This window comes from Leptospira vanthielii serovar Holland str. Waz Holland = ATCC 700522, assembly GCF_000332455.1.
GTDB lineage: Bacteria > Spirochaetota > Leptospiria > Leptospirales > Leptospiraceae > Leptospira_A > Leptospira_A vanthielii.
Genome location: NZ_AOGY02000072.1, coordinates 106,907 through 133,870, shown reverse-complemented (window position 1 = coordinate 133,870; position 26,964 = coordinate 106,907). Strand labels below are relative to the sequence as shown.

The 26,964-nt window shown below is 37.8% G+C and carries 24 protein-coding genes; 14 read left to right on the top strand and 10 right to left on the bottom strand.

Going from position 1 to position 26,964, the window contains the following annotated elements; translation table 11 throughout:
* Positions 1 to 37: 37 nt before the first annotated feature.
* Positions 38 to 895 (top strand): subclass B1 metallo-beta-lactamase, encoded by an 858-nt coding sequence (bla, locus tag LEP1GSC199_RS18340; RefSeq protein ID WP_232420838.1) that lies wholly within the window; start codon positions 38 to 40, stop codon positions 893 to 895.
* On the opposite strand, the gene rktP is transcribed toward bla, so the two are convergent.
* The 3 genes from rktP to LEP1GSC199_RS18325 form a co-directional block, all read right to left on the bottom strand.
* Positions 872 to 1,966, bottom strand: coding sequence for an Arg-Lys translocation region protein phosphatase RktP (rktP, locus tag LEP1GSC199_RS18335; RefSeq protein WP_002989542.1), 1,095 nt, complete (start codon positions 1,964 to 1,966; stop codon positions 872 to 874). The two genes, bla and rktP, sit on opposite strands and share 24 nt — an antisense overlap.
* Positions 1,963 to 2,679, bottom strand: coding sequence for a twin-arginine translocase subunit TatC (tatC, locus tag LEP1GSC199_RS18330; RefSeq protein ID WP_002989215.1), 717 nt, complete (start codon positions 2,677 to 2,679; stop codon positions 1,963 to 1,965). The genes rktP and tatC overlap by 4 nt, the downstream gene beginning before the upstream one ends.
* Before the next feature lie 81 nt (positions 2,680 to 2,760).
* Positions 2,761 to 3,030 (bottom strand): Sec-independent protein translocase subunit TatA/TatB, encoded by a 270-nt coding sequence (locus tag LEP1GSC199_RS18325; protein ID WP_002989641.1) that lies wholly within the window; start codon positions 3,028 to 3,030, stop codon positions 2,761 to 2,763.
* Between the two features lie 23 nt (positions 3,031 to 3,053).
* Between LEP1GSC199_RS18325 and LEP1GSC199_RS18320 the strand changes: the two genes are divergently transcribed.
* Positions 3,054 to 4,955 (top strand): hybrid sensor histidine kinase/response regulator, encoded by a 1,902-nt coding sequence (locus tag LEP1GSC199_RS18320; RefSeq protein WP_002989439.1) that lies wholly within the window; start codon positions 3,054 to 3,056, stop codon positions 4,953 to 4,955.
* On the opposite strand, the gene LEP1GSC199_RS18315 is transcribed toward LEP1GSC199_RS18320, so the two are convergent.
* Positions 4,935 to 5,954, bottom strand: a complete 1,020-nt coding sequence (locus LEP1GSC199_RS18315; RefSeq protein WP_039927370.1) for an alpha/beta hydrolase — start codon at positions 5,952 to 5,954, stop codon at positions 4,935 to 4,937. The genes LEP1GSC199_RS18320 and LEP1GSC199_RS18315 overlap by 21 nt on opposite strands.
* 10 nt (positions 5,955 to 5,964) lie before the next feature.
* Here LEP1GSC199_RS18315 and LEP1GSC199_RS18310 point away from each other — a divergent pair, with 10 nt between their 5' ends.
* Complete coding sequence (locus tag LEP1GSC199_RS18310; RefSeq protein ID WP_232420837.1) at positions 5,965 to 6,402, top strand: copper chaperone PCu(A)C; 438 nt, start codon at positions 5,965 to 5,967, stop codon at positions 6,400 to 6,402.
* Positions 6,399 to 6,965 carry an SCO family protein gene (locus LEP1GSC199_RS18305; RefSeq protein ID WP_002989616.1) on the top strand — a complete coding sequence of 189 codons (567 nt, stop codon included), beginning with the start codon at positions 6,399 to 6,401 and terminating at the stop codon, positions 6,963 to 6,965. Before LEP1GSC199_RS18310 ends, LEP1GSC199_RS18305 begins: the two co-directional genes overlap by 4 nt.
* Here the strand turns inward: LEP1GSC199_RS18305 and LEP1GSC199_RS18300 are convergent.
* Positions 6,936 to 8,882, bottom strand: coding sequence for a M3 family metallopeptidase (locus LEP1GSC199_RS18300; protein ID WP_002989441.1), 1,947 nt, complete (start codon positions 8,880 to 8,882; stop codon positions 6,936 to 6,938). The two genes, LEP1GSC199_RS18305 and LEP1GSC199_RS18300, sit on opposite strands and share 30 nt — an antisense overlap.
* A gap of 67 nt (positions 8,883 to 8,949) precedes the next feature.
* On the opposite strand from LEP1GSC199_RS18300, the gene LEP1GSC199_RS18295 reads away from it, so the two are divergent.
* Positions 8,950 to 9,354, top strand: coding sequence for a thiol-disulfide oxidoreductase DCC family protein (locus tag LEP1GSC199_RS18295; protein WP_002989565.1), 405 nt, complete (start codon positions 8,950 to 8,952; stop codon positions 9,352 to 9,354).
* On the opposite strand, the gene LEP1GSC199_RS18290 is transcribed toward LEP1GSC199_RS18295, so the two are convergent.
* Complete coding sequence (locus LEP1GSC199_RS18290) at positions 9,351 to 10,844, bottom strand: ArnT family glycosyltransferase (protein WP_051999789.1); 1,494 nt, start codon at positions 10,842 to 10,844, stop codon at positions 9,351 to 9,353. The genes LEP1GSC199_RS18295 and LEP1GSC199_RS18290 overlap by 4 nt on opposite strands.
* Positions 10,845 to 10,942: 98 nt before the next feature.
* On the opposite strand from LEP1GSC199_RS18290, the gene LEP1GSC199_RS18285 reads away from it, so the two are divergent.
* Positions 10,943 to 12,091, top strand: coding sequence for a hypothetical protein (locus tag LEP1GSC199_RS18285; protein ID WP_002989551.1), 1,149 nt, complete (start codon positions 10,943 to 10,945; stop codon positions 12,089 to 12,091).
* Between the two features lie 19 nt (positions 12,092 to 12,110).
* On the opposite strand, the gene LEP1GSC199_RS18280 is transcribed toward LEP1GSC199_RS18285, so the two are convergent.
* From LEP1GSC199_RS18280 to LEP1GSC199_RS18265, 4 genes are read right to left on the bottom strand one after another with little or no spacing between them, the layout of a single operon-like run.
* Entirely contained in the window at positions 12,111 to 13,313 is a 1,203-nt protein-coding gene (locus tag LEP1GSC199_RS18280) for an LIC_12337 family protein (protein WP_002989498.1), read from the bottom strand.
* Between the two features lie 3 nt (positions 13,314 to 13,316).
* The gene (locus tag LEP1GSC199_RS18275) at positions 13,317 to 13,517 is read right to left on the bottom strand and encodes a hypothetical protein (protein WP_002989184.1); all 201 of its coding nucleotides are present in this window, start codon (positions 13,515 to 13,517) and stop codon (positions 13,317 to 13,319) included.
* Between the two features lie 40 nt (positions 13,518 to 13,557).
* The gene (locus tag LEP1GSC199_RS18270; protein ID WP_002989408.1) at positions 13,558 to 14,478 is read right to left on the bottom strand and encodes a DUF4384 domain-containing protein; all 921 of its coding nucleotides are present in this window, start codon (positions 14,476 to 14,478) and stop codon (positions 13,558 to 13,560) included.
* On the bottom strand, positions 14,475 to 15,203 hold the full coding sequence (locus LEP1GSC199_RS18265) for a FecR family protein (protein WP_051999792.1): 729 nt from the start codon (positions 15,201 to 15,203) through the stop codon (positions 14,475 to 14,477). Before LEP1GSC199_RS18265 ends, LEP1GSC199_RS18270 begins: the two co-directional genes overlap by 4 nt.
* Positions 15,204 to 15,325: 122 nt before the next feature.
* On the opposite strand from LEP1GSC199_RS18265, the gene LEP1GSC199_RS18260 reads away from it, so the two are divergent.
* From LEP1GSC199_RS18260 to LEP1GSC199_RS18225, 8 genes are read left to right on the top strand one after another with little or no spacing between them, the layout of a single operon-like run.
* Entirely contained in the window at positions 15,326 to 16,879 is a 1,554-nt protein-coding gene (locus tag LEP1GSC199_RS18260; RefSeq protein WP_039927417.1) for a TolC family protein, read from the top strand.
* A complete protein-coding gene (locus LEP1GSC199_RS18255) occupies positions 16,866 to 18,224 on the top strand; it encodes an Ig-like domain-containing domain (protein ID WP_039927367.1) in 1,359 nt (452 codons plus the stop codon). The genes LEP1GSC199_RS18260 and LEP1GSC199_RS18255 overlap by 14 nt, the downstream gene beginning before the upstream one ends.
* Positions 18,221 to 18,769, top strand: coding sequence for a hypothetical protein (locus LEP1GSC199_RS18250; RefSeq protein WP_002989539.1), 549 nt, complete (start codon positions 18,221 to 18,223; stop codon positions 18,767 to 18,769). Before LEP1GSC199_RS18255 ends, LEP1GSC199_RS18250 begins: the two co-directional genes overlap by 4 nt.
* Positions 18,753 to 19,259 carry a hypothetical protein gene (locus LEP1GSC199_RS18245; protein WP_039927365.1) on the top strand — a complete coding sequence of 169 codons (507 nt, stop codon included), beginning with the start codon at positions 18,753 to 18,755 and terminating at the stop codon, positions 19,257 to 19,259. Before LEP1GSC199_RS18250 ends, LEP1GSC199_RS18245 begins: the two co-directional genes overlap by 17 nt.
* Positions 19,256 to 19,888 carry a hypothetical protein gene (locus LEP1GSC199_RS18240; RefSeq protein WP_002989460.1) on the top strand — a complete coding sequence of 211 codons (633 nt, stop codon included), beginning with the start codon at positions 19,256 to 19,258 and terminating at the stop codon, positions 19,886 to 19,888. Before LEP1GSC199_RS18245 ends, LEP1GSC199_RS18240 begins: the two co-directional genes overlap by 4 nt.
* The gene (locus tag LEP1GSC199_RS18235; protein ID WP_002989226.1) at positions 19,885 to 21,285 is read left to right on the top strand and encodes an efflux RND transporter periplasmic adaptor subunit; all 1,401 of its coding nucleotides are present in this window, start codon (positions 19,885 to 19,887) and stop codon (positions 21,283 to 21,285) included. The genes LEP1GSC199_RS18240 and LEP1GSC199_RS18235 overlap by 4 nt, the downstream gene beginning before the upstream one ends.
* A complete protein-coding gene (locus tag LEP1GSC199_RS18230) occupies positions 21,282 to 24,263 on the top strand; it encodes an efflux RND transporter permease subunit (RefSeq protein WP_002989418.1) in 2,982 nt (993 codons plus the stop codon). Before LEP1GSC199_RS18235 ends, LEP1GSC199_RS18230 begins: the two co-directional genes overlap by 4 nt.
* Positions 24,263 to 26,947 (top strand): efflux RND transporter permease subunit, encoded by a 2,685-nt coding sequence (locus tag LEP1GSC199_RS18225; protein WP_002989317.1) that lies wholly within the window; start codon positions 24,263 to 24,265, stop codon positions 26,945 to 26,947. Before LEP1GSC199_RS18230 ends, LEP1GSC199_RS18225 begins: the two co-directional genes overlap by 1 nt.
* The last annotated feature ends 17 nt before the right edge of the window (positions 26,948 to 26,964 follow it).

Here is a 26,964-nt window from a genome sequence, read left to right as displayed (position 1 = left end):
GCAGTGATAGGTTTTGTTTTTTGTGGGGTAAGAACCTATGATGGATTCCAATAAAATTTTAAATTCGATCAAATCTCGGTTACCAAAACTCTTTCATATAAACTTAAAATCTTCGATTTTGATTTTCTCTTTAATTAAATTATTATTCATTGGAGTTTCGATTTTTCATTGCCATTGGCAAAAAGATCCTGATCTCAATCCCACTCCCGTTTCCATTGAGAAGCATCTGCAAAAATCAAATCATCTCGAATGGATCAAAATCAAAGAATCCGTTTGGATTCATAGAAGTTTTGGCGAGTTTGGGGGACAGATCTATTCTGCTAACGGACTCGTGGTGTTAACAAATAAAGGTGTTGTTGTTGTTGATACACCATGGACGGAATCACAAACCGAAGAGTTGTTCTCTGAGATCCAAGCCAAATTCCAAAAAGAAATTCTTTATGTCATTGTGACTCATGCACATGACGACCGTATGGCGGGAGTCTCACTTTTCCAAAATCGAAACATTCCCATTTATAGCACAAATCTAACAGCGAAACTGGCAAAAGAAAGAGGGTTTGGAAAAACAAATCCTATCCTCGACCTCCAAACAAGACTTGGTGCGGGAAACCAATCGGTGGAAGTATTTTATCCTGGGCCTGGTCATTCTGTAGATAACATAGTGGTTTGGCTCCCAGACACTCATATCCTCTTTGGAGGTTGTCTTGTGAAGTCACTCGATGCCAAAGACCTCGGTAACACAAAAGATGCCAATTTAGAGGAGTGGGAAAATTCTTTGAAGAGGGTTCTTGCGCGTTACCCCGATGCGGAAGTTGTGGTTCCAGGCCATGGAGATTGGGGGAAGTTAGATTTACTCCGTCATACGATTCGGTTACTTGTTCCGGCGAACCACTAAGATGGAAAGTTTTTCCATGGGGTTTGTGAGATTTCTCTCGGCCCCAAGAGCACTCATCTTTTTGGCAATGGCAAGTAACATCTGCCTAGAAGAACTTGGTTTTAAATCCAAAAGATAATCTACAAACTCTTCCATAATTTCAAAAGACGTAAGTCCAAACTGAGTGAGAGTTCTGTCACTAGCCCAAACCAGATAGTCTCCAATCTCAATCCCATCCGCAATGGAGAGTGGGTGTTTGTGGTTGGGATACCAATGGTCGTCACCACTCCCTTCAATCACTTGGATTCCATGATCAGAAAATTGGAAGATGGGCATGTCCATATAGTGAAGAAACGACATTTTATCTTCTTTGTTTTGGATTCCAAAGGCGGAGATTTTTAATTTTAAAAAAGTAAATTGGTGAAGGGCATTTTCTAATTTTTCCAAAAGTTCTTCTGTGGAAAAAAGACTATCCCCAAAAGAAGATACAATCCCATGGATAAAAACCTTTTCGGAAGATTCCAGAATCCCTGGTTCTATATGTCCGGCAAGGATTCCAAAAATTCCATCTTTGGCCCTTACAATACGAATGTAATCGGCTCCCGCATAACGCATGACTGATGGAAATACGGAAACTTCAAACCCAGGTGTTTTTGGAATATGAATGTCAGGAATTTGTTTGTTAACGGCTACTGCTTGGTTTGTTTTCCAATCGAATTTGTTTTCGAATTGTTCTTCCCCTAAACTTTCATCCCCTTGCAAAAGAGTAAACCTGACCGACTTGTAGATTTTGTATTCTTCTGATTCAGGGTTTAGATTACGAATGTCTTTGGGAAGTTCGTTGTCCTGGATATGTGCAATTAAATGTAGAATGTATTGGTATAAAAATCCAAGGAAATAATAAGTTAAAAATCCAATTAACAAAGAGAATACGAAAGAAGAGTAGATCCCCACCAAATTGAAGTTAAGTGTGTTTTCTCCTTTTGGGTTTTGCCAATGGGTAAAAGTAAATTCTGCTAATAAAAAATGGATAAAAAAGAAGAGGAAACTGATGATTCCAAGTAGGACGGGAAGTTTGACACGAAAGCTCATTTGCGGTCTGTTGTTTCCAAAACTTTCATAACAATGGCAGAGAGAAAAAATAGAAAGCTAAGGGGAACAAGTAACATCAACATAGAAAACACATCGGGACCAGGAGAGAGAACCGCAGATACAACAGCGATAATAAGGACTGCCTCTCGCCATCTAGAAATCAGAAAACGAGAGGAAAGGATTCCGATCCTACCGAGTAGGATGAGGACAATTGGTAACTGAAAGGACGCACCAAACACTAAGTGCAAATTGAAGAATAAATCGTAGTATTCGTCAATTGGTAAATAAGGATCCACCCCATCGGGCCGGAGGACCACAAGGAAAACTCTAAGAAAATTTTCAAAAACAGTAAACCAACAAAGAGCAAGTCCCGACCAAAACAGTAAGGTAGAAAAAAGAATAATGAACTTCCCCCATTTTTCTGTCCGAGTGTCTACGGCGGGAGTTACAAAACCCCAAAGGATGTACAACAAAAACGGCAAAGAAACAAGGACAGATAAAATAAAAGAAGTTTTGAGATAGATCAGAAATGGCGCCATTAGTTGGATCTGGAAAAAATGGGCGTCTGGGCCAAGAACTGATTTGTAGGGTTGGATGAGAAAACTGTGGATTTCGCTACCGAAATACAGAGTGCCGATCATAAAGACAGACACCACTAAGATGGAATAAATTAGCCTTTGACGGAGTTCCTCTAAATGATCCCCCAGGGACATATACTTTTCCCTGGTTTCGGAATCCTCCGGCAGCGGAAGTGGAATTGTGGTTCTCTTTTTCCCAGCCAAGGTTTGGATCTTTTAAGCTTTTTTCTTTTTACCGGACTTGGAAGCAGCTTGTGAAGTCGACTTAGGCTCTTCCTGTGGGAAAGTGGGTTGGGTCGGTTCCTCTTCCCCGCCTGTTAGGGATTTACGAAATTCTTTGATTCCGGAACCCAAATCTTTGGCAAGGCTTGGAAGGCGTTTCCCACCAAAAAAAAGTAACGCTAAGAAGACGATGAGTGCAATCTCCCATGGTCCCAAATTAAAAAAAGCAATAGGTGCTTGAAAAGAAAACGGATTGGATGGCATATTTCCCTCTTAAGGCAAGAGTTATGCAAACGAATCTAGAAGCAAGCGGAATGATAGAATTCTTTAAGGTCTTGCCCAATCTATTTTCCGGCGGTGTCTACTTAACAGATCCCAAAACCGGTCAGATTTTATTTTCCAACGATTTTTTTAAAAACAATTTGGGTTGTCACAAAACCAATGAGGAATGTTTTGAGTCCGACCTTTTGTTATGGGTCGCAGAAGAAGATAAGTCAAATTTTCGAGACCAAATTCTTTTTCCAAGTAAACATTTTGAACGCGACACCGCACAAGGGGACTACCGTTTCCGTATGCCGAATGAAATTTTAGTTCGGTGGTTCCAATTTGAAAAAAGAAAAGTAAACATTCCTAATATGGATTCACAATTTCAAATTGTTTTTGTTCGTGATGTTACCAATGAAAAAACAAACGAAATCAATATCGTTGAACAAATTCAGTTTTTTTTAGGGTTATTTGAAAATGCTTCGGTGGGGATGGCTTTACAGGACTGGGAAGGTGGATACTTCCGAACCAATCCCAGGTTTACAGAAATCACCGGTTATAGTTTTCAAAACCTAACGGATTTGAATATCAAACGAATCAAAGGAGAACCCATATCCGAAGAGGAAATGGAATACTTCGGATTTTTTAAAGAAGGGGCGGAAGAGTCGAGACTTACCCGAAAGGATGGTCGCCGAATTAATGTTTATCGCCGAATTAGTGCATTTCGTAACTCACAAGGGAAACCAGATTTTTATTATGTGTTTTTGGATGATGTAACAGAAAAAAAACAAATAGAATCTTATCAGTTACACTCTCAGAAAATGGAAACTATTGGAAGTTTGGCGACAAACATTGCCCACGATTTAAATAATTACCTACAACCCATTCATGTTTTTTCCCAGTTAGGTGAAGAACAGATCAAAGCGGGAAAATATGATCAAAACAAAATTTTAGAGTATTTGGAAAAAATTCGGATGGGAGCAGATAATGCTCGTTCTATGATTCATAGAATCATTAAATACTCAAAGGTAAAAGATGAAGACTCGGCAGCAAAAATTGAAATTTCATCCGTGGTTGAATCTACCATTCCCCTCGTAAATGCTGGTCTACCGAAAAATGTGGAGGCCCAATTTGATTTCCATAAATCTCCCCTATATACTAAATTAGATGCAGTTAGGTTTTCTAAAATTCTCTGTGAATTAACCTCTGGTGGTCTCCTTGTTTGGGATGACAGAAAACGTGGTCTTGTTCGAGTCAAAACTTCACCTGCGGATGAGTTCAAACTTTTGGTTTCTATGGAGTTTACCGGACTTTCTTTGCCCAGTCTTTCTGGTTTAAACACACTCGACTTTGTCAATTTTGGTGATGAGGAATTCCAGTGGACTGGAATGCACCTAATCAATCGTTATGTGAAGAACTGGGGTGGTGAGTTTTATATAGAAAAACCAGAACCGATGACAGTTCTTATTCATATCTTTTTGCCTTTGGAAGAAGGACAGGTCCTACTCGGGGCAACAAAATCAAACCAAGAGAATAAACCTAAAGATGTTTGGTCTGTGATTTCTGATAAAGAAATTTGGATCGTAGAAGACGATGAAGCTGCTAGCGAGGCCATCAGTTTTGTCCTTTCTCAAAAACAAATCACTCCCAAAGTATTCCGAAGTGCCTCTTCGGCATTGGAAAATTTAAGAATTAGAATTCCCGATTTTATTTTATCTGATTACAGGATGCGAGAAATGAATGGGCTTAATCTCATTCGAAAAATTAAAAAAGCAAATCCGAATCTTTCCGCAGTTCTTTATACGGGAAATATGGATGGACTTGATTCTGAGGAATTGGATGCCGAAGGGATATTGGTTCGTTCCAAACCAATATCCGTAGATGAACTTTACGAAACCATTTTGTTATCGTTTGGATTTCTTTGATTTTTTAACTTCTTCAGCACCTGTAGTATCTTTAATAAACTGAATGAGTTCTTTTTCGATCAATTCTTTGTCAGACTTCACATATTTCGAAAGTAAAACATGGGCCCCGTTTTCGATTTTTAAGAGTTTGTTTTTAGGATTGGGATTTGGTCCTGTTTGAATCGCATCATATACCTTTAACATTGCTGGTATGGAGGCTACGAAGTCATGTTCTCTTTCTGACTTGTAGTAGTACATAAGTAAGGTGGGAGCTGTTATTTGAGGATAAGGATTTGCTTTGTCTACAAATCGTTTTAATTCTAGGATATTTTGAATGGCTGCATAATACTGATCTAAATACCAATACTTGGCCGACTCATCTCTTGGATCAGTTTTAGAAATTCGCATTTCTCCTTTGATTCCATTGATAAAGGATTTACCCCAATGGAATCGAAAGAAGTGGGCGCTTGGGTCGTCGAAATCATAAAAAGGAGACGCAAGAACAAGTGAGTCCACAAGATCGGGATGTTTTGCCGCTAAATAAGAAGCAATGTTTCCACCCATGCTCGTTCCCACTAACACAGTTTTGTCGCCAAGCTCTCTTGCATAAATCAAACTATCTTCCGCATCTTGAAGATACTTCTGGAAATTTGTGTGGAGGTGGTCCTCCGGATTGGTTCCGTGTCCAGGTAGTCTTAAATAATAAGTATTGGCACCAAAGTATTCTGTGAGTTTGTTTGTGACTTCTTCACCTTCACCTCGGCTGGCACCAAATCCATGGATATAAACGATAACTATCGGAGTTTTTTCTTCCGAAACTCGAACGAGTAGTTCTTCGTTGTTAGGTCTTGTGTTTTCTTTCGCACTCAGTTCGAGTTCGTTCTGGTAAAAGGCATCAAAATTTTCGAATTTACGAGAGGAATCATAATTGTATTCGCCGGTAGACCAGTTGTAAGTGGATACTAGAAATGAAGAAAGAATGAGAGTGATCGCAATCACCCATTTGATTATTATTCTCATCGAGGTTCTCTTGTTACGAAAGATAAATATAACAAATGCAGGAATTCTGTTACTAATTCAAGTCAATTTGTTCGTTTTCTGTCACAAACCGACAGAACCCATCCGACTCTGGATGACACCTCCCCCAGAGGTAGCAAAAACTGCTGCCGTTTATGGGGAAATTAAGAATCCTTATGCAACTGATGTGGAGATCCGAACCATTGTTAGCAATGGATACAAAACAGTCGATTTTCATGAAACGAGTTTAGACGACCAGTCGGGAGTTACTAGGATGCGGAAATTGGATTATCCAATTTTACTGAAAGCCAATGAGACCATTGAACTTGTGCGATCTGGAAAACATTTGATGTTATATGAGAAATTGGATCATTCGGGAAAGTTGGAATTAAAAATTCAATTTTCTAACGGAGAAAGTAGGACTGTGTTAGTGGAAGAGAGAGCGTTATGAAAATAAAATTTGTCTTAATATTGTTAGTTGGATTTTTTGTAGGATGTGGTTCGGCGTTAGAATTCACCGAACTTCCGATTGGTGGAAATATTGAAGCCAAAGATAAATCGGGAAAATCAATATCTTTCAACTCTTTTAGCGAACCGGTTCTTTTGGTTTTTTTTGGGTACACCTATTGCCCCGACTTTTGCCCAAATACCTTGGCAAAAATTAAGGCTGCGGTAGAACCCTTAAACGAAGAGGAAAAATCAAAATTCAAAGTTGTTTTTATTTCTGTAGATCCAGTGCGTGATTCCCCAGAAACAACCACAAAGTATGTGCAGTTCTATTTACCTCAATCTGTGGGACTTTCTTTTTCTGCAGATACAACCAATCAAATTCTGAAACAATATGCGGCTTACGTGCAAAAAACGGAAGATGGCCAAAATTTTGACCACTCTACCTACATTTATGTATTGGATAAAAATCGGAAAACTCGAAAACTCATCAAGTCCACCGATTCCAAAGAAGTAATCACCAAGTCGATACAGGTGTTAAGCGGCAATGCCATTCAGTCGAAGTAAGGCATCGATTTCTGGATCTTTTCCGTAAAAATCGCGGAATAGGTCCATAGCACTTGCCGAACCACCTTTTTCTAAAACTGTCCTTCTAAAGTGAGCCGCATGTTCTAAGTCAAAAACGCCTCGGTCGACAAACGAGTAGTAGGCGTTGGCGGAAAGTAACTCGGCCCATTTATAAGAATAGTATCCGGCTGCATACCCACCAGCAAAAATATGAGTGAAGGAATTTTGGAATTTATTGTATGCCGGAGGAAACACAACACAAACTTCCTTTCTCACTTGGTCTAATATTTCCTGAACTCTCGATTCGTTAGGTTTTTCTTTATGGATTAACATATCAAACTTTGCGAATTCTAACTGTCTCACGACACCCATCGCTGACATAAAGTTTTTAGCCTTTACCATTGTTTCTATATAGGAATTGGGGATTGCTTCTTTCGTTTGGTAGTGTTTGGCGAAAAGTTCTAATACCTTTGGTTCATAAGCAAAATTTTCTAAAAATTGGGATGGGAATTCGACAGCATCCCATTCCACACCATTGACCCCACTCACAAATGCTTCCTTAACACGAGAGAGTAAGTGGTGGAGTGCGTGTCCCAATTCATGGAAAAGAGTCACAACATCACTTGGCCGAAGAAGAGAGGGCTGTGTACTTGTGGCTTTGGGAAAACTAGCAACCACAAAGGCAACGGGAAGTTCTGTTTTTCCCGTTTCATCTTGGAAATGAGGTTTCCAGTTGTGCATCCAGGCCCCGCCTTTTTTCTCAGTTCGGACTTCTAAATCCAGATACAACCGTGACCTGATTTCTCCTTCCACAACGAGGTTATAACAAAGAACAGACGGTTCCCAAACGGGAGTGTTCACTTGTTGGAATTGGATTCCTAAAAGTTTTTCTAAAAATTGAAAGGTTCCCGAAATGACAGTTTCTTTTTCTAAATAGGGGCGGTAGATTTCCTCATCATAGGAAAAAGATTCCTTTTTTAGTTTTTCTGAGTAGTAAGTAAGATCCCATGGTTCGAGATCATTATGTCCTAATTTTTTAGCAAAATTTTTGATCTCGTTTAGTTCTTGTAAGGCGATTGGTTTGGCTTTTAGTGCTAAATGGTCTAAAAATTCGATGACTTGTTCTGGAGTGTCCGCAACCTTAGTGGCCAAACTTAAATGGGAAAATGTGGGAAATCCTAGAAGTTTTGCTTCTTTATCACGGAGTTCCAAAATCTCTTCCATTAGTTTTCCATTTTCTGGAGCTCTTGTGCAGTAACCATCATAGAGTTTTTTTCGGATTTCTCTATTTTCACCATAGGTCATATAAGCAATGTAAGATGGGAAGTGGAGTGTGAATTTATAAGTTCCATCTTCTTGTTTGGCAGAGATTTTTTCGCTTTCGGGAAGGCCAACAACATCGGCTTCCGAAAGATAAAGTGCAAAAGCATTGGTTGCATTTAAGACGTTCTGCGAAAATTGGTTAGAAAGATCCGATTGGCGAATCCGAATTTCTTTTAGTGCATTTTTGGTTTCTGAGTTTAGGCTCACTCCAGACAATCGAAAGTCGCGGATTTCATTTTCTAAAACTTTGGATGCTTCTTGGTTTAGATTTGTTTCCAATGATTGGATTTTTAATAGAGTAGAAAAAATGTCTTCGTTTTGACCCAGGTCTGTATAGTATTCGCTAAGTTTTGGCAAAAGCCGACTATAGATTGTTTGGCTTTCATCGTTGTTTTTTACCGAATTGAGATGAGAAATTTCAGTAACAAGATCACCGAGTTCTGTTTGGATCCGTTGGTAGGGTTTTGCAAAATTTTGAAATGTAGGTTTGTCTAGTTTTAATAGGGTTTGAATGAAACTTTTGTTGGACTCCATTTTTTCTAAAATGGCAGATTCTTTTTTAGGAAGATTTTCAGAATGAAATTCAGGAAACATAATGACCTCTACAGATTTAGACTCGATTTCAAATAGTTCTCTGTCAGTTTGGGAGTAGAGGGAAAGGATGCCACCGGAAAAAAGTAAAATTGTTTTCTTTGATGGGGTTTGCCATTTGTGTATGGGTTCGGTTCAGTTTCTTTTGAAACAAAACAAAAAGGAAAATTTATATTTTTCTGCCATTGGATCTGAGACCTTTTTGGCCCTGCTTCCGAAAGATTCCTATCCGCAGTTGCCCGATAGTATCCTGTATTGGAAGGAAGGTAAGTTGTACTTAGAATCGGATGCCATTTTGCAAGTAACTAGGGAGTTACAATTTCCTTGGCCCTTATTTTTTGGGTTTTGGTTTTTTCCTCGGTTTCTTCGTAATCCCATTTATAGATACATCGCCAAACACCGCTATGAATGGTTTGGCAAAGCAGAATCCTGTATGGTCCCTTCACCAAACATCCAAAAACGATTTTTAAACTAAAGTCCTTTGGTTTTTACAAGCCTAAGGGTTAACTTTTTATTCCGATCGTAAGCATAAATGGATAGTGGTTCTCCGATTCCCTCCCACTCTAAACCGAGTCCTTTCCAGACCACATAGTCCGATTCGGAGACAAGAAAATACCCTTTTGTTGTTTGGATTTGTTCCCAAGTCATTTCATGGATAGGCCTGTGGTAATAGTAGGCAAAACTGGGAATTCCATGAGCACCAAATGAGCGTAAGGTTTTATTTACGGGAACTAAACTTTGGACCATACTTGCTGCTTTTATAGTGTCGGTTCTCATTTCTGAAAACTTAGGTAGGACAATGAAAGAAATGGTCGCGATCATCAAAATTGAAACTGTAAGGTACAACCTGTACATATAAATTTGATTGTGTTTTCTTGCGAGTTGGTCACCGAGTAGGATGGCAAGTATTGGATAGGCAGATAAGGGATAAGAGGGAAGTTTACTCGCCAAACATTCATAAAAGAGCCAAGAAAAACTAAGACCTAAAAGAAGAAACCGTTTGGATGTAAAAATAAAATTACTTTTTTCCCAATGCCAAGGAAGAAGATTTTTTATCACCCAAAATCCTTCCGTTTTTAGATAGGCAATGAGTTTCCATCCGTTTTCATTTAAGAACGAAAGATACAATCGGCTCCAGGGAAAAAGAGTAACTACAAATAACACTAGGTAGGTGCCAGGTGGGCCTGATTGTCCAAATACTGGATCGGTTGCTCTTCGAAAGATATACCAATCCAACATCCATCGGATGAGTGAACCATTGTCTTTTTGCCAAGAAAGATAACCCCAAAGAAGAAGTGGAAGAAATGCGATAGGGAGAAATATAAATGGATTTAATTTCCAAATCTCTGAACGGATTTGGTTTACGCTCAAAAGAAGGACACAAGTTCCCCCAAGAAAGATCAGAATGGGAGGCCCTTTGACAAGAAGTCCGAGACTTACAGAGAGCCAAAATAAAAGAACAAAGATTTTCCTCTTTGATTGGATCCAGTGGAAGAGAGAAACAAATCCAACCATTCCAAAAAAAACTAAAAGCGAATCCACTAGGGCAATTTTTCCATTGAGTGGAAAATACAAGGAAAAACTAAGGATACTGAACGCGTATAAAGCTGTCCTTGATCCGTACATAACATTTGTCAGATGGTAGGTTAATAAACTAGTTCCTAGGATACAAAGGGCAGGGAATAAACGTAACACCCATTCGGTACTGCCAAATATTTTGAAAAGAGAAGAGGTAATCCAAAAATGCAGTGGTGGTTTTCTATGCGGAGTGGAGTAGGGAAAGTCCATGGTAAGGTAGTCCCCTGTTTCCATCATAGACCGTGAAAAACCAGCGTAGGCGGCTTCGTCTTGGTCCACAAGAGGAGAGAAATTCCCATAGAATAAAAACACAATGAGAATACAAAGTAAGATGAGGAAGGTGCGGTGGACAGATAGGAATTTCACAGTCTCAAGGACTGAAACCATCTTCCATTTTGTCAAAGCAGAAATGAATCTTTGGTTTTGTATTCATTTTGTAACAAAACTGGAATCAAATTGGAAAGAAAGGTCTATAAAGTTTCCTTATGCTTTTCAATGTTTCTGGGTCCATTGCCTATACAGATAGGCAAACAGCTATGCGTCCCTCCCTGTGGAAATACAGATATTTACTCGTTTTATTATCTTTACTCGGAATATTGATTGTTTACCAACTAGCGGTTGTATTACTCCTTAGAAAGACTATTGTTTTGCCAGCATCTTCGTTCCAAGGATCAGAAATTGTGAATCCATACCAAAATTGGAATGGGAATGGCCAGGAAAAAATATCCTTACATGCCCATTCCAATGAAGTATGGTTTACCCCCGAAAGACATACAATAAAAGAAATCCAATCCGAATACAAACGAGAAGGTTTTTCTAACGTAGCCATCACCGACTATGGACAAATTTCGCAAACTGAAAATCCAAATTACATTCGTGGAATGGAATGGGGACAAAATTTAAAAAAACGCCACTTGCTTGCGATTGGAATTCAAAAATCCTTTTATGATTATTTTCCCGTATATGCCACTCGTGAGAACTTAAATTGGGTGATGGATCGTATGCAAAAGTTAGGTGGATATGTCATCATTTCACATCCAAAACTATTTGATTCGTTTTCTAGAGAAGAACTATCTGCCATCGGCGGCTTCCAAGCTGTGGAAGTATACTCTCCGTTTGGTGATGATCCTAAAATTTTGGATTCACTTCTAAGCCAAGGACGGAATGTGCATTGTATGGCCAGTGATGACCTACATTATTTTCCAGAAAACTCGATCAAAACTTTTGATCAACCTTTTTGGAAAGATATGATCCAAACTTTGGGAAACCAAAGATACCGAAAGGGAGAAAGTTTCCTACGTTACATTGTAACAGCCGATGGTGTTAAGGACCAACCGTCCGTATTGGCATCTCTTAACTCGGGATCGTTTTATTGTGTAAAAAAATTCTTCCAAGCGGCAGAAGACCCGAAAGTTCCCAAGATTCAGGTGACAAAGAAGAATACCATCCAACTGAATTCAAAAGAAAGATATTTGGAGATTCGCTTCATTGGGCAAAAGGGTGAAGTATTACAAGTAAGCCCAGACACAAACAAAGCAGAATATACTTTTCAAGAGAAAGATTCTTATGTGCGGTTGGAGATGATTGCCCTCACAGGTTCTATCCTCTCCAACGCCATTTACAGAAGTAACTAAGTTAAAAAAACTCTTACACTTATTTGAATTTTAGGTTTTGGTCGGCCCCATCAAAGGCATCCAAAAATGATTGGGAAGTGGTTTCATATTGTTTGACTAACCCTAAACTGACCTGTCCTACGTTTTGGTTCAGCGCAGCATAAGTTCGAATGAAGGCATCATCCACAGACATAAAGTCCGAACCACCGACTGTGGGACTTGGGTAATCTGACGGAACCTCTCCCGCTGTCAGTTGGTCTGTTACATAACCATTGACATTGAAAATTCCATAAGACAATTTTGTTCCTAAGTTACAGATGGTTTCATGTTTTGTTGCCGCCGTTGTGTAAGTAGCTTTCGCCGTTGTTTGGAAGGGAGAATCAAACTTCTGCATATAGGCCAACACATAGTAAAGGTTGTCGTTGCCGGCGGCTACACCTAGTTGAGTATTACATGACGTTCTCAAATTCTCAAGGGCAGCCGTATTGGCAGGGGTTAATGCTTTGAGTTTGGCAAAACTCAAACGAACCACAGAACGAAAACAAAGTTGTCTCCCTGCATCCACTTCTGTTAAAACCACTCGGCCATGTTTACTGATCCAAGCCGCATTTTCTGGACCGTTTCGCCAAGTATAGGTTTGAAATTTGGTTCCATAAACAGATTCATTCGCAGTGTAACTTTCTGTGATGACATCTCCCACTGTTGCAAATTGTGAACTTCCAAAATCAACCAAACGATAGTAAATCAAAGCTCCATCGTTTCCCAGGGTGGTATTGGGATCATCGAAGAACAATTGTAAGGAGGGAGCGGACGCACCTGTTTTTGTAATTTGAAAAAAATGATTAAAATCTTTGGTTCCTGTATAGGCTGTGGAACTTACTCCAGTTGTTGGTGTACTGATTTTGATGGTAAGGGTTGCCGAACCAAATCCATTCAAATTGATATTGTTTAGCACATCATTGCGAGGTGAAGAGTTATTAAAGTATCCGGCGTTTTTTAAACCCAAGATAAGGTTGTCGATGATACCGGAGTTTCCACGCGCCCAAGTGGCAGATTGGCGCACAAATCCCCAATTGTCTGCATTCGTGGCAGACCAAAGTTTTTCAGAACCAAATCCAAATTGGATGGCATTGCCAAAGAACTCTGCCAGTTGTTTGTTTTGGTCTAAACGAGTGAGTTTGTTGAAGTCAGAAACTTGAAAACTCATTCCGAGAAATATGATTGTATATAGGATTTTTTTCATGGTTTACTCCGCGATTCCTTTGGGAATACAGATGGTAAATCCAGACTTAGTCCCAGAACAACCAGCAGATTGGCTATTTGCCCAAAGCAAAAGTAAGAAGGCATTCAACATATCCTCGTCTTTGTTTTCTTTTTTAAAGAGTGAACAAGTGACGAGTGTTGAGAGTCCTAAAATGGCAAAGGATTTAAGGATTACGTTTCTCATACCTATGATAACAATAGGTACGAGAAGTTTTTGCAAGAAATTATCTAGATAAAATTTGGTATTCCCATTCCATCACTGGACTTTGTTCAATGGCAGCGGTCATGGTATTTAGTGGCATCATAGACCTTGCAGTGGTCTTGGTACCTGTGACTGCTGGTGGAAGGAGTCTATAAAACGAATCTTCTTTTTTTCCACGAAGTTGGAACTCTTTCCATTCTTCACGAGAAACAAAGGCACGAATCCGATCTTTGGAAGGAGTGGCTGCGGCTTTAAACGAAATTCGTTTATCAGGAATCGTAACTTTGTCTCCTTTGCGGATGAAGTTATCGTTTTGGAATTGGTTTGGGAAAAGTAGGACGGGTTCCCCTTTTTGGTTTTCAGGGACAAGTACTACATACACATAATTGTCTTCAGCGGATTCGATTTCAAAACGAATGGGTTCTCCTGCTACATAAGTAGGTTTTAAGGAATTGATTTTGAGTTGGGCATTGGACCCAGAACCTGTTTCGGATAATGCCAAGTAGATGTTCTTTTTGTCTAAAAAACCAAGAAAGTCGGAGACCAAAGTTTTAGAGAGAGTATCGGGAAGGGAATTTCGGTATTCCAATTTTTTGTGTAGGACGTCCACAAAGGAAACCACTGCTTGTCCATCTTCCGTTGCAATAAGCACTAGTTTGTCTACATCTGCGAGTTTCTCTAAGTTTTCCGCAGTTTTTTGGGAAGCAATTCCTTCTTTGTCAAATTCCCAAACCCCAGACTCAAGGCCCTTCAATGGAAGAGAAACCATCCCGCGGCCTGTCGATTGGATTTGTTCTTTCATAAAATCACGTAAGGCGATGGCCTCTTCGGTAGAGGGAGACACCTCAACTGCAATTTTGTAAACAGGGAGTCTTCCGATTCGATCTGAAGAAAAGAGAGAAAGGGAAATGATGGATGAGAGAATCCAAAATTGTTTCATCATTCGTCTGCCCTACCTTTGTAATCATTCATCAGTTGGTCGTTTTTTTCGTATTGTTCTTTGATTCGTTGGTAGTTTTCTTCTTTGATGGCTTTGAACTCTTCGAAGATGCGCATTTTTTCTTTTACAAATTCATCTAAAATTTGTTTCTTAAGTTCTTTGCCAGACACAAGGACTTCTTCGTTTTCTTTTACGAGAGTTTCTTTTCCCTTTTTATCGGGGCTTACTGCTACGGTTCCTTCGTTTACATAAACGCCCGTTTCCACATTGCTAAGATCTTCATCTACCCCACCAGTGTCTGGTGCTGCGGCTAAAAATTCTGTGCCTCTAACACCTGCAACAAAACTAGGATTGACCACGCTTAGTTGGTTTTGGCTCGGCACACCCGCGGCCGGTTTATGTGCTTTTACAAATAACTTACCACCAACTAGTTTCAAAGTGGTGGATTTTGATTTTGGATTGAGAAGGTCTTCGATTTGAACAGAGGAATACTTTGCGAGACGGATGGTGGCTTGGGTTGCCAATTGGATTTCACAAGTGCCGTCTTCTGTAGTGATGGTGTCTCCTTTTTTTAGGATACTTCCTAATTTTACTGGTTCTTTTGCTTTTTTAAAACGTGGCCCAGAAAGATAGTTTTTTCCTTGGATGAAACTAATGATCCCTACTTCATCAGCAGTCAGGGTGGCGGTAAAAAGTAGAAAAAAAATGGAAACAAGGATTCGAATCATGCCACTTTTATAAACAAACTCTCCTGTCTTACAAGTCAAAAAAACTAAAAAAAAAATCAAAAAATTCCCTACAAATGAGGAGAAAGGGAACCATTTTTCCTATTTACCACCTATCTTCTGATATGTGGTATAAAATTTCTCTCCTTTGTTTTTATCTAGGCTGCCTTTGGACTCCGTTGCGAGCAGAGGGGAAATTGTTATGGGAGGATTGTGTTTGGATTGGGATGGAGCGCAATAGTAATTTGGGTTTGGAGCAGATTCGTTCCGAAATTTTTCCCATTCTTACCAGGGACAAATGGAAACAATACCTTCCCAAATTAGGAGTGCATTATTTTGGAATTTTCTCCAAAAACCAGGAACAAATTGACCAAGAATACCGAGATGTGCGTTTGCAGATCCAACAACTTTTGTATGACGGAGGGGAAACGGAACGGGAAAAACAAAAAATAGAAATCCGAAAACTGATCCATTCCGAAGAAAAAAAAATCTTACGTGAAAAAGTTTTTAAATCGATCTCCTTGTCATATTTATTACTCAATAAACGACAGTTAGTTGATATGGTTTACCAACTTAGATCGGAACGATACAGGTGGGAAGAAAGAAAACGAAAAAAAGAATCGGATCTTGGCCTTTCTCCTAAAGGGGATTTTGATTGGCAGAAGGTTTGGGAAGTGGAGTTCCAATCTAAAAAAATCCATTCTGAGTCCGCAATGAAACTAGCCGTTTTGGAATTACAACATGCGATGTCTCTTGATCCAGGTGTGGGTATTACTTTGGAAGGGGGACTTACTGAACGCATTCGGTTGTTTGATCCTTTTCAAGCGAAAACTACGCCCAATGAAAATCATCCCATACGAAAAAAAGCCCGATTGCAAATGGAGCTTGCGGAACTGGACCAGGAAAGTTTGGAGAATGATTGGAAACCAAAATTTGTGTTAGGTGGATATGTAGGCAAAAATGGAAATGCAGGTTTTCCCTTACAGAATGAAATTTATGGTTTGAGTTTTGGCGTTCAAGCCAATTTGGGTGGAACTAGTTTCCAAACCAATACACAAAACGGAATCCAATCCGAAGGGAATGGAATTCAAAGAATTCCAGGATACGGCCCACAACCAGTAGGTCCCGGTGAAAATTCCTTTCAAAGTGGATCGATTGGATTGTTTGACGATATGGGGAGGAATAAAAAAGTTTTCGATTCAAAAATGAGTCTATTGCAGGCCAAAGCAGAATGGAAACAATCCGAGATTTTAATTCTGAACCAAATCCAATCTACAGAAATCAAATTAACTGAATTGTATAGTAAATACAATCTCTATTTAGAAAGTACAAAATCCAATATATTTCAACACCGATTCAAAAGAGAAGAACGTACTCAGGGAATTATTTCCGAAATAGAATATTTAAAATCAGAAGAAGAGGTCTTTGTTGGTTTTGAAATTTTATTGGATCATTACTTTCAATACATCGCTACTGCTTTGGAACTTGTTTTGTTACTCGGTGAAAATCCGTTTGACAATCGCTATTATAAACTGGATTCCAAACAAATATCCAGTGACTTTACAATGCTTTTGGAACATTGGAAACAAGACTCCTCAATAGAAAAAAGAAAAATAAACGAACCAAAATCAAAAAAACAATACCCATTCTTTATGGAGGATCCGTATGAAACTCGTTAGATGGAATTGTCTCTGGTTTATTCTATTTTTTCATTGTCATTCAAATTTTGGTTCTATGAAAGATTGGTTAGGAGTTTTGAGTTTGGAAGATACTCCCAAGGTTTTGGTATTTTCTCCTTCCTCTGATGCAATCGATGTAAGGCCAGAAACCAATATTACGGTTCTATTCAGTCATCCTATGTCCATCCAATCTTGTATTTCTGCGTTTTCTTTGGAACCGCAAGTGCGAGGTGCTTTTGAAACAACAGATTTAAGTTTGAAGTTTTTGCCGAAATCCGAACTCCCTTCGGGTGGTTATATCGTTCGGCTCACCAAACAATGTGAAGATAAAAATGGGAAGGACTTAGACCAAGTATATACCATTCCATTTCGTGTAGGAGAAAAAGAAATTCCAAAGTCACCGGAATTGGAATCGTTATTAGTTTTGACAGGAACAGAATCAGAATGTTTGGTTGGAGGTAGCTTCACAGACTTAATGTTAGGTGAAATAAACTCTGCATGTTCGGGTATTCCTGGGCCTCCTTCCTTCCTTGTTCGATTTTCAAAACCGATGAACCAAACAGAGGTAGAACTTGGGTTAAGGATTGAACCTCCTATTTCTTATCGATTGGAATGGGAAAATCCATCACAGTTTAGGATTTTGCCGGATTTCATTTTACAGGCCGACACAAGATATCATATTTTATTCCCCAAGGGAATACACTCGTTAGATGGTAGTGATCTTCTGGAAACCTTACAATTGAATTTTCTTGTAGGTTCTGACTTGAGTGATCCTGAGGTCATAGGTTTTGGTTTAGAATCACAAAACTGTGGTTTAGGAACTCAGGAATTAGGATCCATAACGGGTGCTCGTTGGGACTCTGGATTTTGTTTCTGGAGTAGAGATTTACCTATTTTAAGTCCCAATCTTTATCAGTTTCGAGGAGGTGATGATGGAACGGGAATTTCTGGTAGTCCACTTGCCTGTGCCGATGAGAATACAGATAATTTTCGAATTTTTTTTAACCAATATATGGATACAACCTCTGTGATCGGGGCCACAAGATTATCAAAAGTTTCACCCCCTTCCACAAACATTCGTTTGTCTACATGGGTTTGGTCCCATTGCCAAACAACATACCCTTTTGGATGTAGGCAGTTGACATACTCTTATGCAGAAAGTGAAGCCAGTTGTAATGGTACTTTGTTTGGAAATATTTCCACTGGAGGAGATTTTAATCTCTCCGCTTCGGCTCTAGCTCCCAATTTTTACCCTTATTATGAATTTCGATTGGAGCCTGAAGCAAAATCCATTTCGGGAAAACGAATGAAGGTTGGCTTTGTCATTCAGGTAGAAGCAAAATGAAGCATTTGTTAGTTGCCATTCCCCTTTTTTTGGTTTCTTGCGTTTCTGGTCCTCGTGATATAAAAACGGTAACTTATCCCATCCCTCATGGAAGAAAGATACTTTTTGTTAACATTTCCTCACCGGTTTTTTATGACTCTTATGCGGAGGAAAGAGAGGTAAACCTTCTGATTTTAGAAAAGCTAGAAGAGTTAGGATACTCGATAGTTGTGAGTGAGAAAGTATGGGAAGATCCAAAAGTTCCTATTATCCCAAAAGACAACATAGAAATATTTCAAAGAAATTTAAGCCACACATCAGTAGAAGAACGGCCAAGGATTCAAGTCTGGAAGGAACGTGCAGAAAAGATCGGTGCCTCAGATGTATTTCTTTTTCGGTATCATTTTTCTTTAGAACATAAAATAAAACAAATCCGAATGTTTTGGATTCATTTTGAAAAAAAAGAAGTGATTCGTTTTGATTGGAATTGGAATCCCGAAGATCCAATTCCCTTTCATGAATCTATCCAACATATCACAGGGGTAAAAAATGAAAAACCGGACTAGTTATTTTTTGATGATTCTATTTTGTGTCTATTGTTCACCGCCTTCGTCTTCGGAAAAAAATGAATATAAAATTTTAACAGATGCTTATCGTGCAGGTCATCTCACTGTAGTCAGTTCCATTTTTAAGGAGATAAGAGGAAAACGAAAATTTACAGAAGAAGAAGAAATTCTATATTCTAAAACATTGTTTTACTCAGGGGAATGGAAAGAGTTTTTTAATCATTGGTCTGTGGTTTCTATCAAAACACCGGAGATGGTTTTATTCTATTTTAAAGCAGTTCTCCTTGCCAAAACACCGATTTCTGTATCTTCCAGTGATGAATCAAAACTCATCGAACTATTACCCGTTTCTCCAGAAGCCTGTTTGTTGTATTTAAAATTCAACAAAAACAAACATACAAACAAAGAGAAAAAACTTTTTTTGGCCCAATGGAAACAATTCCAAACCCAAGCTGATAGACTACATAAAGAGTTGGGGGAAAAAAAATGAAATGGTTTGTTTTGTATGAATTTGTTTGCACTGGTATTCGAAATCGATGGATGGCAATTGAGAGTCAATTGATGACTTTGTATAGATCTCCTTTTTTCTTTGTATTTCTTTATCTCTTCCTTTACGGATTCCATTGTCTATGGAATTGGTCCGAGTTTATGAATATAAACAGAAATTTGGAATTGAGCGCAATAAATTCTGGCCAACAGGTTTCTCTTTGGAGTTTGTATCCTTTTCAAATCGTAAGTGTGCTTATTGTTGGTGTTTTGTATTTTCTGGTTTCATTAAGTATCAATTTATTGTTTTCTTTTGGGAAAAAAGCCAAGGAAACATTTAGAACTAACATCACTGAGTTTTTCAGAAGTCTTACCCGACAGTTTTTTCAATTTGTTTGCATCTTGTTTGTCGGGAATCAGTGTTTAGGCTTTTTTCAATACAGAAGTTATTATTCTGTATTAGTTGTTATGTTTTGGACTGGTTTATTTTTGTTCTTTATCATTCAAAATGGGGAACTTTATAAAAGGTTGTTTGTATCCAGTGATCGGTCGGTTTCCTTTCTTTCCCATAGTTTGGGTTATGTGAACCCCATCCTGTTTATGTTTTTTGTTTTGGTTTTGGCAAATGTATGAAATCAAATCAAATGACAAAAATTAGAATTTTGGTTCGTAAACTCCTTGTTATGGGAGTTGGTTATATTCTTTTTTCGGTTTTATATACACTCCTATCGACAGTCGATATAAGAAATCGTTTTCCTTTTTTGGTTGGCTTTTTTTATTTTCCCAATTATTGGGAGACAATAAATGAGGTCTCAGCGATGGAGTCACCAAATCAAGATTTGGTGTTTCAGAGGCCTCGGTTATTGGAAGAAAATAAAGTAATTGAGTTTCCTGCTGTGGTGGAACCTACAAAAGAAATTCAGTTGCATAACAAACAGAGTGGTCGTGTAAGAAAAATCTATGTAGATGAAGGAAGTTTTGTTAAAGAGGGCCAAGTTCTATTGGAAATCGATGATGAATTGATTCGTTTAGAAGGGGAAAGATTGTCTCTCTCTCTGAACGTCTCTGAGTCACAGGCAACAATTGCTTTCGAAAAATGGAAACAGGCAGAGAAACAAGTTGATGTAAAACTCAGAGAAGTCGACAAAAAAACAGAGTTGGTTGAATTAGCAGAAAAGGAATGGATTCTTAGTAAAGATCTGAAAGAGAAAAAGATAATACTTTGGAAACAGGGTTTTGTTTCTTTAACGGAGGTGGAAAAATTAAAACAAGAGGAGCAGTCCAAAGAAACGCAATATAAAAACTTAATTAGAGATAGGGAAAATCTTTTATCAGGAATTAATTTAGATTTAGAACTTGAGGATCTTAGTTTTGAAGGAAAACTAAAAGTCTGGCGAGAAAAAAATACATCTCTGGAAAAATCGGAATATGAACTAAGTAAGTCTCATCTTAAAATTATAAAAAACCAAATTAAATCCAATGAACAATTGTTATCTGAAACTCGCTTGCGAGCTCCTAAATCGGGTAAAATTTTAAAAATTCAAATCAAAGAAGGGGAATTGACCACCCAATCTCCTGTAATGATTTTAATGGAGAAGGGAGAGTTGTCGGCTGGATTTCAAATTGGTGAATCGGATCTTTTGTATGTTTCACTAGGGAAGGAGGTTCTTTTTGTTCCCTCGCAGGAGAACCTACCAGCGATCAAAGGTAAGTTGGATCGGGTCGGTGGATTTTTAGATCCAAGATCTCACAGTATTGGAATTAAAGTGCGGTTGGAACCAAAACAAACCAATATTTTACCAGGTATGTTTGGACTTGTGCAAGTTAAACTGCTTGAAACAATAGAAAAGATTCTGATTCCCTCCTCTTCGCTTCATGGTGATGAAAACAGCGGGTTTTATGTAAATGTAAAACAAAAAGAGGGGACTACTAAAAAATTCATACAATTCAAACCTTATTTATTGAATGAATTAGAAATTCTATCTGGGCTTTCTCTTGAAGACGAAGTAGAAACTAGTTTGTCTTTATGAATGTTGAAAGTTACGTTCTTTCCTTATTCAAACATAAACGATTGTATTGGGTGGTATTTATCTGCTTTTTTTTGGCGGCATTTTTTAGAATTCCTGAATTAGAAATTTGGCTATTACCAAGGTTAACGCCAATTCGTTATTACATAGTAACAGAATTTCCTAACCATTCCGCAGAAGACACAGACCTGTCGGTAAGTGTACCTATCTCAGAAATGGTATCCTCTGTGAAATCAGTCAAACGCATTCGTACAATTTCAGAACACGGAAAATCGATAGTGCAAATCGATTTACAATTTGGAGCTTCTGTCTCTGAGTTTAAAGATCAGTTGTATCAAACAATTTTAGAAATGAATGAAAAACTTCCGTTAGGTGTAGGTGTGCCACGACTGTTGCAGGGAGAGGCAAAGGAAAGACCATTTATGGAAATCCTCATTCCGAAAGGGATTGGGAACGATGTCACTAGTTTCGATTTCCGTTTTCAACAATTGGTATTCCAATTGGAAAGAATTTCAGGTGTAACGGAAGTTCGTGTAGTAGGAAAACCAAAACATTCTGCTTTTATTTCTATCAAAACAAATGTATTAGATCTTTTTCCAATCAGTATTCGCGATTTGGAATCTCAAATCCAAGCGGCAATGCGTGGAGGTTCTCTTGGGAAAATAGAGGGGTATACACAGGATACCGAATTAAAGTTTTCTGCAGAAATTCAGTCCTATGAAGATCTTTCACAGTTTCCCGTCCATCTGGGGAATGGAAACTCAGTCAGTCTTGGACGACTAACAACGATTTTCAAATCAGAATTTCCTGCCGAAAAACTTACACGAATGGATGGGAAAAATGCTATCTACATTGCAGTCTTTACTGATTCGTCAGCAAATCCACTTAGGGTCTCTTCGGAGGTTCAGAAAAAAATTCAAACTTTGGATTCGAACCTATCACCGAAGATCTTTTACGATGCTTCGAATGAGTTACGTGATCAAATACGCCAGTTTGGAATTAATTTGATTTGGAGTTTAACGTTTGCTTTTGTATTTTCCTATTTTCTTTATCGGAGTTGGGTGCCAGCTCTTATCCTATTAGTTTCGGTCCTATTTTCCCTTGTATTGTTCTTTCACCTAGTATTACTGTTTTCTATCTCTATCAATATACTTAGTTTAGGTGGAATTTCCGTCGGTATCGGGATGTTGTTTGATGCAAGTAATCTAATTGTTTTTTCTATTCGAAAACAATTAGAAAAAATGGCATTCGCATCAGAATCGATAACCAAAGGCATTCAATCTGTTTTTATCTCTTTATTTTCTTCTTCCCTAACTACTATTGTCGTTTTTATTCCCCTTTTGGTTTTTCCCATAGAATGGAAAAACTTCTTTTTTGATTCGGGAGTATGTATCGCACTCCTGGTCTTTTGTTCATTGGTTTCTTCTTTATGGATTGTACCTTTATTATCAATTCCCCTTATGAAATCTTTAAAAAAGGCAGAGCTGAATACTAATCGAGAAAAACTGCTAGTATCAATGTATGAGAGAACGTATAATGCGTGGAACACTTTAGAAAAAAAGAATATAGCCGTGATTCTTTGTTTTCTTCTGTTATTTAGTTTTCTCGTTTTGAAATTTAAATGGAATATATTTCCAAAACAACCAGCCATCGGATTCCGATTGCAAATGTCACCAAAGACAAATCTTTCTTTGGATGAAGAACTTGATGTTGTGTATGAATTGCAGAGTAAGATGCAAAAAATTGATCCTAAACTTTCAACTCTTGTTTTTCCTTTGGATCCATTGGATACAAAAAAGCAACATCCACAAAAACCAATTCCCATCCAATGGAAACTTCTCGGAATCGAAAAGTCCAAAGAATTGGAAACTTTATTTGTCGAGCTGCTTCCTCCTTCTAAATGGGCTTGGAAATTGGAACCTATCGAATCTCAAGTTTCGATAACACTGCCATTTATTCCGAATGATTCTATAGTTTTTCTACATGAATCTTTCGATGCACTATTAAATTTTTCTAGAGAATTTCGAAAAAATATCAGCAATCATGAGTTAGGTGATGATTTTGTTTTTTTCCCAAATCGAATCACACTGGAAGAGTGGTCTCGAAATCAAATCCCTATTCCTGAATTCATTCCTAATGAAGAGGACTTAAAACATAGAATTTTATACCAACAGATTCCAAAATATTTGGGACCTATTGGTGATGCCACAAAAACGGATTTGTATTTAGGTATGGACTCTTTTGGTTTAGATTTGGGGAAGAGAGTCGATCCAGAACGAATCAGTTTTAAAACAAAAACGAACGAAACCACTCTTATCGGCACCCTTTTCACCTCCAAAAAACAGGAAAGTTATGATCAATACCATAGAGAATCTGGATTGTTCTACACGGAATGGAAGGGGGAGGTTTTGGAATTTGATTCCAATTTGTTTGCTACGAAGAATGGTTTGTCTGTAATACAATTTTCTGCTAAGAAAGAGATAAGAAAGTTTTTTCTTATCCTGTTTGTTTTGCTTCTACTTTCTTTTGTTTTCATCTACCTGGCTTTGGTGGGTATTTATGAATCTTTTAGAACCCCTGTAGTTTATCTCGGGATTTCTTTGTTTTATTTATCCGTAACAGTTTCTTTTGTTTTTATTTTATTTCGGGAATTTCATTTAGGACACTACATAGGCCTTGTTGTATTACTTGGATTGTCCATTGATAGTATTTCTTTGTTTGGCGAGAGATGGATGGAAATCGAAGAGGACACTATTTCTTCACCACGAAGGGAATTGATTTTTCGTTGGTTAGTTTGGCCCATTTTTTTAAATGCTGGTACAACTTTGATGGGAATTTTTCCTGTTATCTTTTTCGGGACTTCTGGATCTGAATTTTCAAGATCAATCGCCTTGACAATGTTTGTTGGAATCCCTGTTTCGGTATTTTTTGTTTTTTATGTTTATCCCACTTTATTCCAGAAGTTTTTGGTAAAGCTGTAATGAGTCGCCATTGGATTTACTTCTTTCGGTATCGTCTTTTGGTTATAGTTTTGTTTTTATTATTAATTTCGGTGCTTTCTTTAGAGAGAATTTCTTTTGGTGAGGATTCCTTGGGTGGGAAAAACAGTTCAATCCAAATCACAAATCATTGGCCTAACAAAACTGCTTTACAGGTGGAAGAACAAATCACTAAACCTTGGGAACAAATTTTAAAATCGATTTCTGGTTACAAAAAAATAGAATCCATATCTGAAGTTGGAAGTTCTCTAATTCATTTAGAATTAGAGGAAGGAATAGAAACCCAGAATATAATCCAGACAATTCGTAATGAGTATTTATTACAAAGGCAAAGATTCCCAGAAGATTCTTTTTTCCCTCGAATCAAACCAGGAAAATCGGAAGATACTTATATTGTTATTTTGCAAAAGATAAAAGCAGGCTCGGAAAAAAATAGCAAGGAATTGGAACAAAAGATACGTAACATTCCAGGATTTGAATCCTTAGTTCATTATTCCAATAAAGAGAAGGAAATTCTCATCCAAATCCATTCTGATTGGATTCAAACTTTAGAATTTCCGTCTTTATCGCAAATATTTTCGACGATTAGAAACTATAGTTGGGGTTTTAGTTTGGATCAGTCTGGTGGTGCCTGGTTCCCCAAAGACATTCCAATTCAATCTGTAAACTGGTCAAAACTGGGAATTCCTTCTCGATTTGGTGAAGGTTTGTTACTGTCTTCGGTTGGAAAAGTTTCTTTGGAAGAGAGGGCGGTTCGGCACGGAACACGTATTAACGGGTTAAGTTCTGAAACCATGATTGTAAAAGCGGATAGTAATACTTCATTACATCTTCTGACAAATGGATTAAAGAAAATTTTATTGGATTATGGTGATTGGATTTTCTTGTATAATAGTCACCAGGAATTTAACAATGATTTGTTTCGGTTTTTAGTCATTTTCTTTTCTCTGGATTTGGTTCTGATTTTTTTTGCCTCATATTTTATGAAAGGAGAAAAAGAATTAGTAATTTATTTGACCGCATATTATACCTCTCTTCTTATTTTTCTTGGTATTTGTTGTATCATTTCGTATCCAATCGGCAAACCGATTCTCTTTCTATTTACCTATTGGAAATACTTTTTGGCGGTGTTTCCGATAAAGAAGATTGGTCGTTGGATGCAAAAATGCACTTTTTCCTTTTTTATATTTTTCCTATTTGTTTATTGGAATTGGATCCCCAAGTCTTTTTGTTTCATTTTAGTATGTAATTTATATTTTTTGGTATCCATTTCTTTTTTGAAAATTCTGTTTGATCCCTTTTTATCGGATTCCATTTCAAACCTTGGGTTCAGATTTTTGGATTCTAATTTTTTCCTTCCACAAATAAATATAGGTCAATCTAAACAATCGAAAACATTTATTCATTGGCTCATGGTTTTAGTTTTCTTTTTGATCGGATTTGTTTCCTCAATTCATTCTAGTCTTTCGTTTTACCCGCTGACAATCTCCAATGGAACCATACAAATGGGTCGATTGGAATTTCCCACATCGATTCCAGAAGAAGAATCCCTTCGTATCACCAAACAAGTAGAAGATACAATTTTAAATAGAAAATTAACTGATTTATTGGTGGTAAAACAGAATTCATCCAATGCAGATTTTTATTTTGATCTAAATGAGTTAGGTGTTAGGAGTGGTTTAAATGATTTACCAACTGAGTCTGGATACTTTCATATTTTAGGTGAGTCGCAAACAAATTCGGATAGAATCCTTCGTTTTTCTAACGCAGATACAGAGTCACTGGAGAAAGGTATACTACCTTTGATTCCGTGGCTACGTAATTTTGAAGGAGTCTCTGACGTTGTTTTGTGTTTTCAGCCGTCTACAGAAGGTTTGGAGTTACATTCACCTGGAAAATTTCGAAGTTTATTTAGTTATGATTATGATACAGCGGACTCTGTTCGCGAACGATCGTTGGATTTACAATCTGCGATTGTTGGGAAAATGTTGGTTGATAAAAAGTTAACAGACATTCGCTTTTCTGTGAAACAAAATAAACAGGTCGAACGTTATATTGATAAACCTATAAAATTAACTACAGGGATACCCTTGTTTGACAAATCAATTTCAGAATACAAAAACATCAAAACACCCGGAAGGATCTACCACAAAAATGGAGATACCAGTTTGGAGGTTTTAGTGAAAGGAAAAAATATTCAATGGGATGATTTAGAATCTAATATAAACAATTTTCTAAATAAAGGTCCAGTAAAACTTTCTGAAATTTTGCCGCAACGAGACGCTGAAACGAAATACCGTCCCTTTTTTTTGTTTCTTTGGATTACTTCGTTACTGTATCGAAAGAAAGAGAAGGTTCGCTCATTTGTTAGTTCCATTCTATTTTTGTTTCTTTGGAGGTTGCAGGTTTCATTTGTAGGCGCTGAGTATTTGTTGTTTGGGGCTGTTGTGCTCCCATTAGCGTTTTCAATTTTGCGGGTTCGAAGTCATTCCTTTGATCCGAAAACAATTGTTCCCCTGATTCTTTTGTTTTTCGTTGCATATTTTTTTCCAGGAGAAGGAGGTAAGTTTTTTTTCGGGGGATTGTTTCTTGTTCTTATTTTTTTTCTACTCCAATATAAAATTATTCACAGAGGAGATTTTTTTAAAACCAAACCAGCCTTTTGATACCTAAGAGAACTGAG

Bases quoted from the DNA above. Each gene is read 5' to 3' on its own strand.
- bla (WP_232420838.1), top strand. From the start codon at position 38: ATGATGGATTCCAATAAAATTTTAAATTCGATCAAATCTCGGTTACCA.
- rktP (WP_002989542.1), bottom strand. From the start codon at position 1,966: ATGAGCTTTCGTGTCAAACTTCCCGTCCTACTTGGAATCATCAGTTTC.
- tatC (WP_002989215.1), bottom strand. From the start codon at position 2,679: ATGTCCCTGGGGGATCATTTAGAGGAACTCCGTCAAAGGCTAATTTAT.
- LEP1GSC199_RS18325 (WP_002989641.1), bottom strand. From the start codon at position 3,030: ATGCCATCCAATCCGTTTTCTTTTCAAGCACCTATTGCTTTTTTTAAT.
- LEP1GSC199_RS18320 (WP_002989439.1), top strand. From the start codon at position 3,054: ATGCAAACGAATCTAGAAGCAAGCGGAATGATAGAATTCTTTAAGGTC.
- LEP1GSC199_RS18315 (WP_039927370.1), bottom strand. From the start codon at position 5,954: ATGAGAATAATAATCAAATGGGTGATTGCGATCACTCTCATTCTTTCT.
- LEP1GSC199_RS18305 (WP_002989616.1), top strand. From the start codon at position 6,399: ATGAAAATAAAATTTGTCTTAATATTGTTAGTTGGATTTTTTGTAGGA.
- LEP1GSC199_RS18300 (WP_002989441.1), bottom strand. From the start codon at position 8,882: ATGTTTCCTGAATTTCATTCTGAAAATCTTCCTAAAAAAGAATCTGCC.
- LEP1GSC199_RS18295 (WP_002989565.1), top strand. From the start codon at position 8,950: ATGCCACCGGAAAAAAGTAAAATTGTTTTCTTTGATGGGGTTTGCCAT.
- LEP1GSC199_RS18290 (WP_051999789.1), bottom strand. From the start codon at position 10,844: ATGGTTTCAGTCCTTGAGACTGTGAAATTCCTATCTGTCCACCGCACC.
- LEP1GSC199_RS18285 (WP_002989551.1), top strand. From the start codon at position 10,943: ATGCTTTTCAATGTTTCTGGGTCCATTGCCTATACAGATAGGCAAACA.
- LEP1GSC199_RS18280 (WP_002989498.1), bottom strand. From the start codon at position 13,313: ATGAAAAAAATCCTATATACAATCATATTTCTCGGAATGAGTTTTCAA.
- LEP1GSC199_RS18275 (WP_002989184.1), bottom strand. From the start codon at position 13,517: ATGAGAAACGTAATCCTTAAATCCTTTGCCATTTTAGGACTCTCAACA.
- LEP1GSC199_RS18270 (WP_002989408.1), bottom strand. From the start codon at position 14,478: ATGATGAAACAATTTTGGATTCTCTCATCCATCATTTCCCTTTCTCTC.
- LEP1GSC199_RS18265 (WP_051999792.1), bottom strand. From the start codon at position 15,203: ATGATTCGAATCCTTGTTTCCATTTTTTTTCTACTTTTTACCGCCACC.
- LEP1GSC199_RS18260 (WP_039927417.1), top strand. From the start codon at position 15,326: ATGTGGTATAAAATTTCTCTCCTTTGTTTTTATCTAGGCTGCCTTTGG.
- LEP1GSC199_RS18255 (WP_039927367.1), top strand. From the start codon at position 16,866: ATGAAACTCGTTAGATGGAATTGTCTCTGGTTTATTCTATTTTTTCAT.
- LEP1GSC199_RS18250 (WP_002989539.1), top strand. From the start codon at position 18,221: ATGAAGCATTTGTTAGTTGCCATTCCCCTTTTTTTGGTTTCTTGCGTT.
- LEP1GSC199_RS18245 (WP_039927365.1), top strand. From the start codon at position 18,753: ATGAAAAACCGGACTAGTTATTTTTTGATGATTCTATTTTGTGTCTAT.
- LEP1GSC199_RS18240 (WP_002989460.1), top strand. From the start codon at position 19,256: ATGAAATGGTTTGTTTTGTATGAATTTGTTTGCACTGGTATTCGAAAT.
- LEP1GSC199_RS18235 (WP_002989226.1), top strand. From the start codon at position 19,885: ATGAAATCAAATCAAATGACAAAAATTAGAATTTTGGTTCGTAAACTC.
- LEP1GSC199_RS18230 (WP_002989418.1), top strand. From the start codon at position 21,282: ATGAATGTTGAAAGTTACGTTCTTTCCTTATTCAAACATAAACGATTG.
- LEP1GSC199_RS18225 (WP_002989317.1), top strand. From the start codon at position 24,263: ATGAGTCGCCATTGGATTTACTTCTTTCGGTATCGTCTTTTGGTTATA.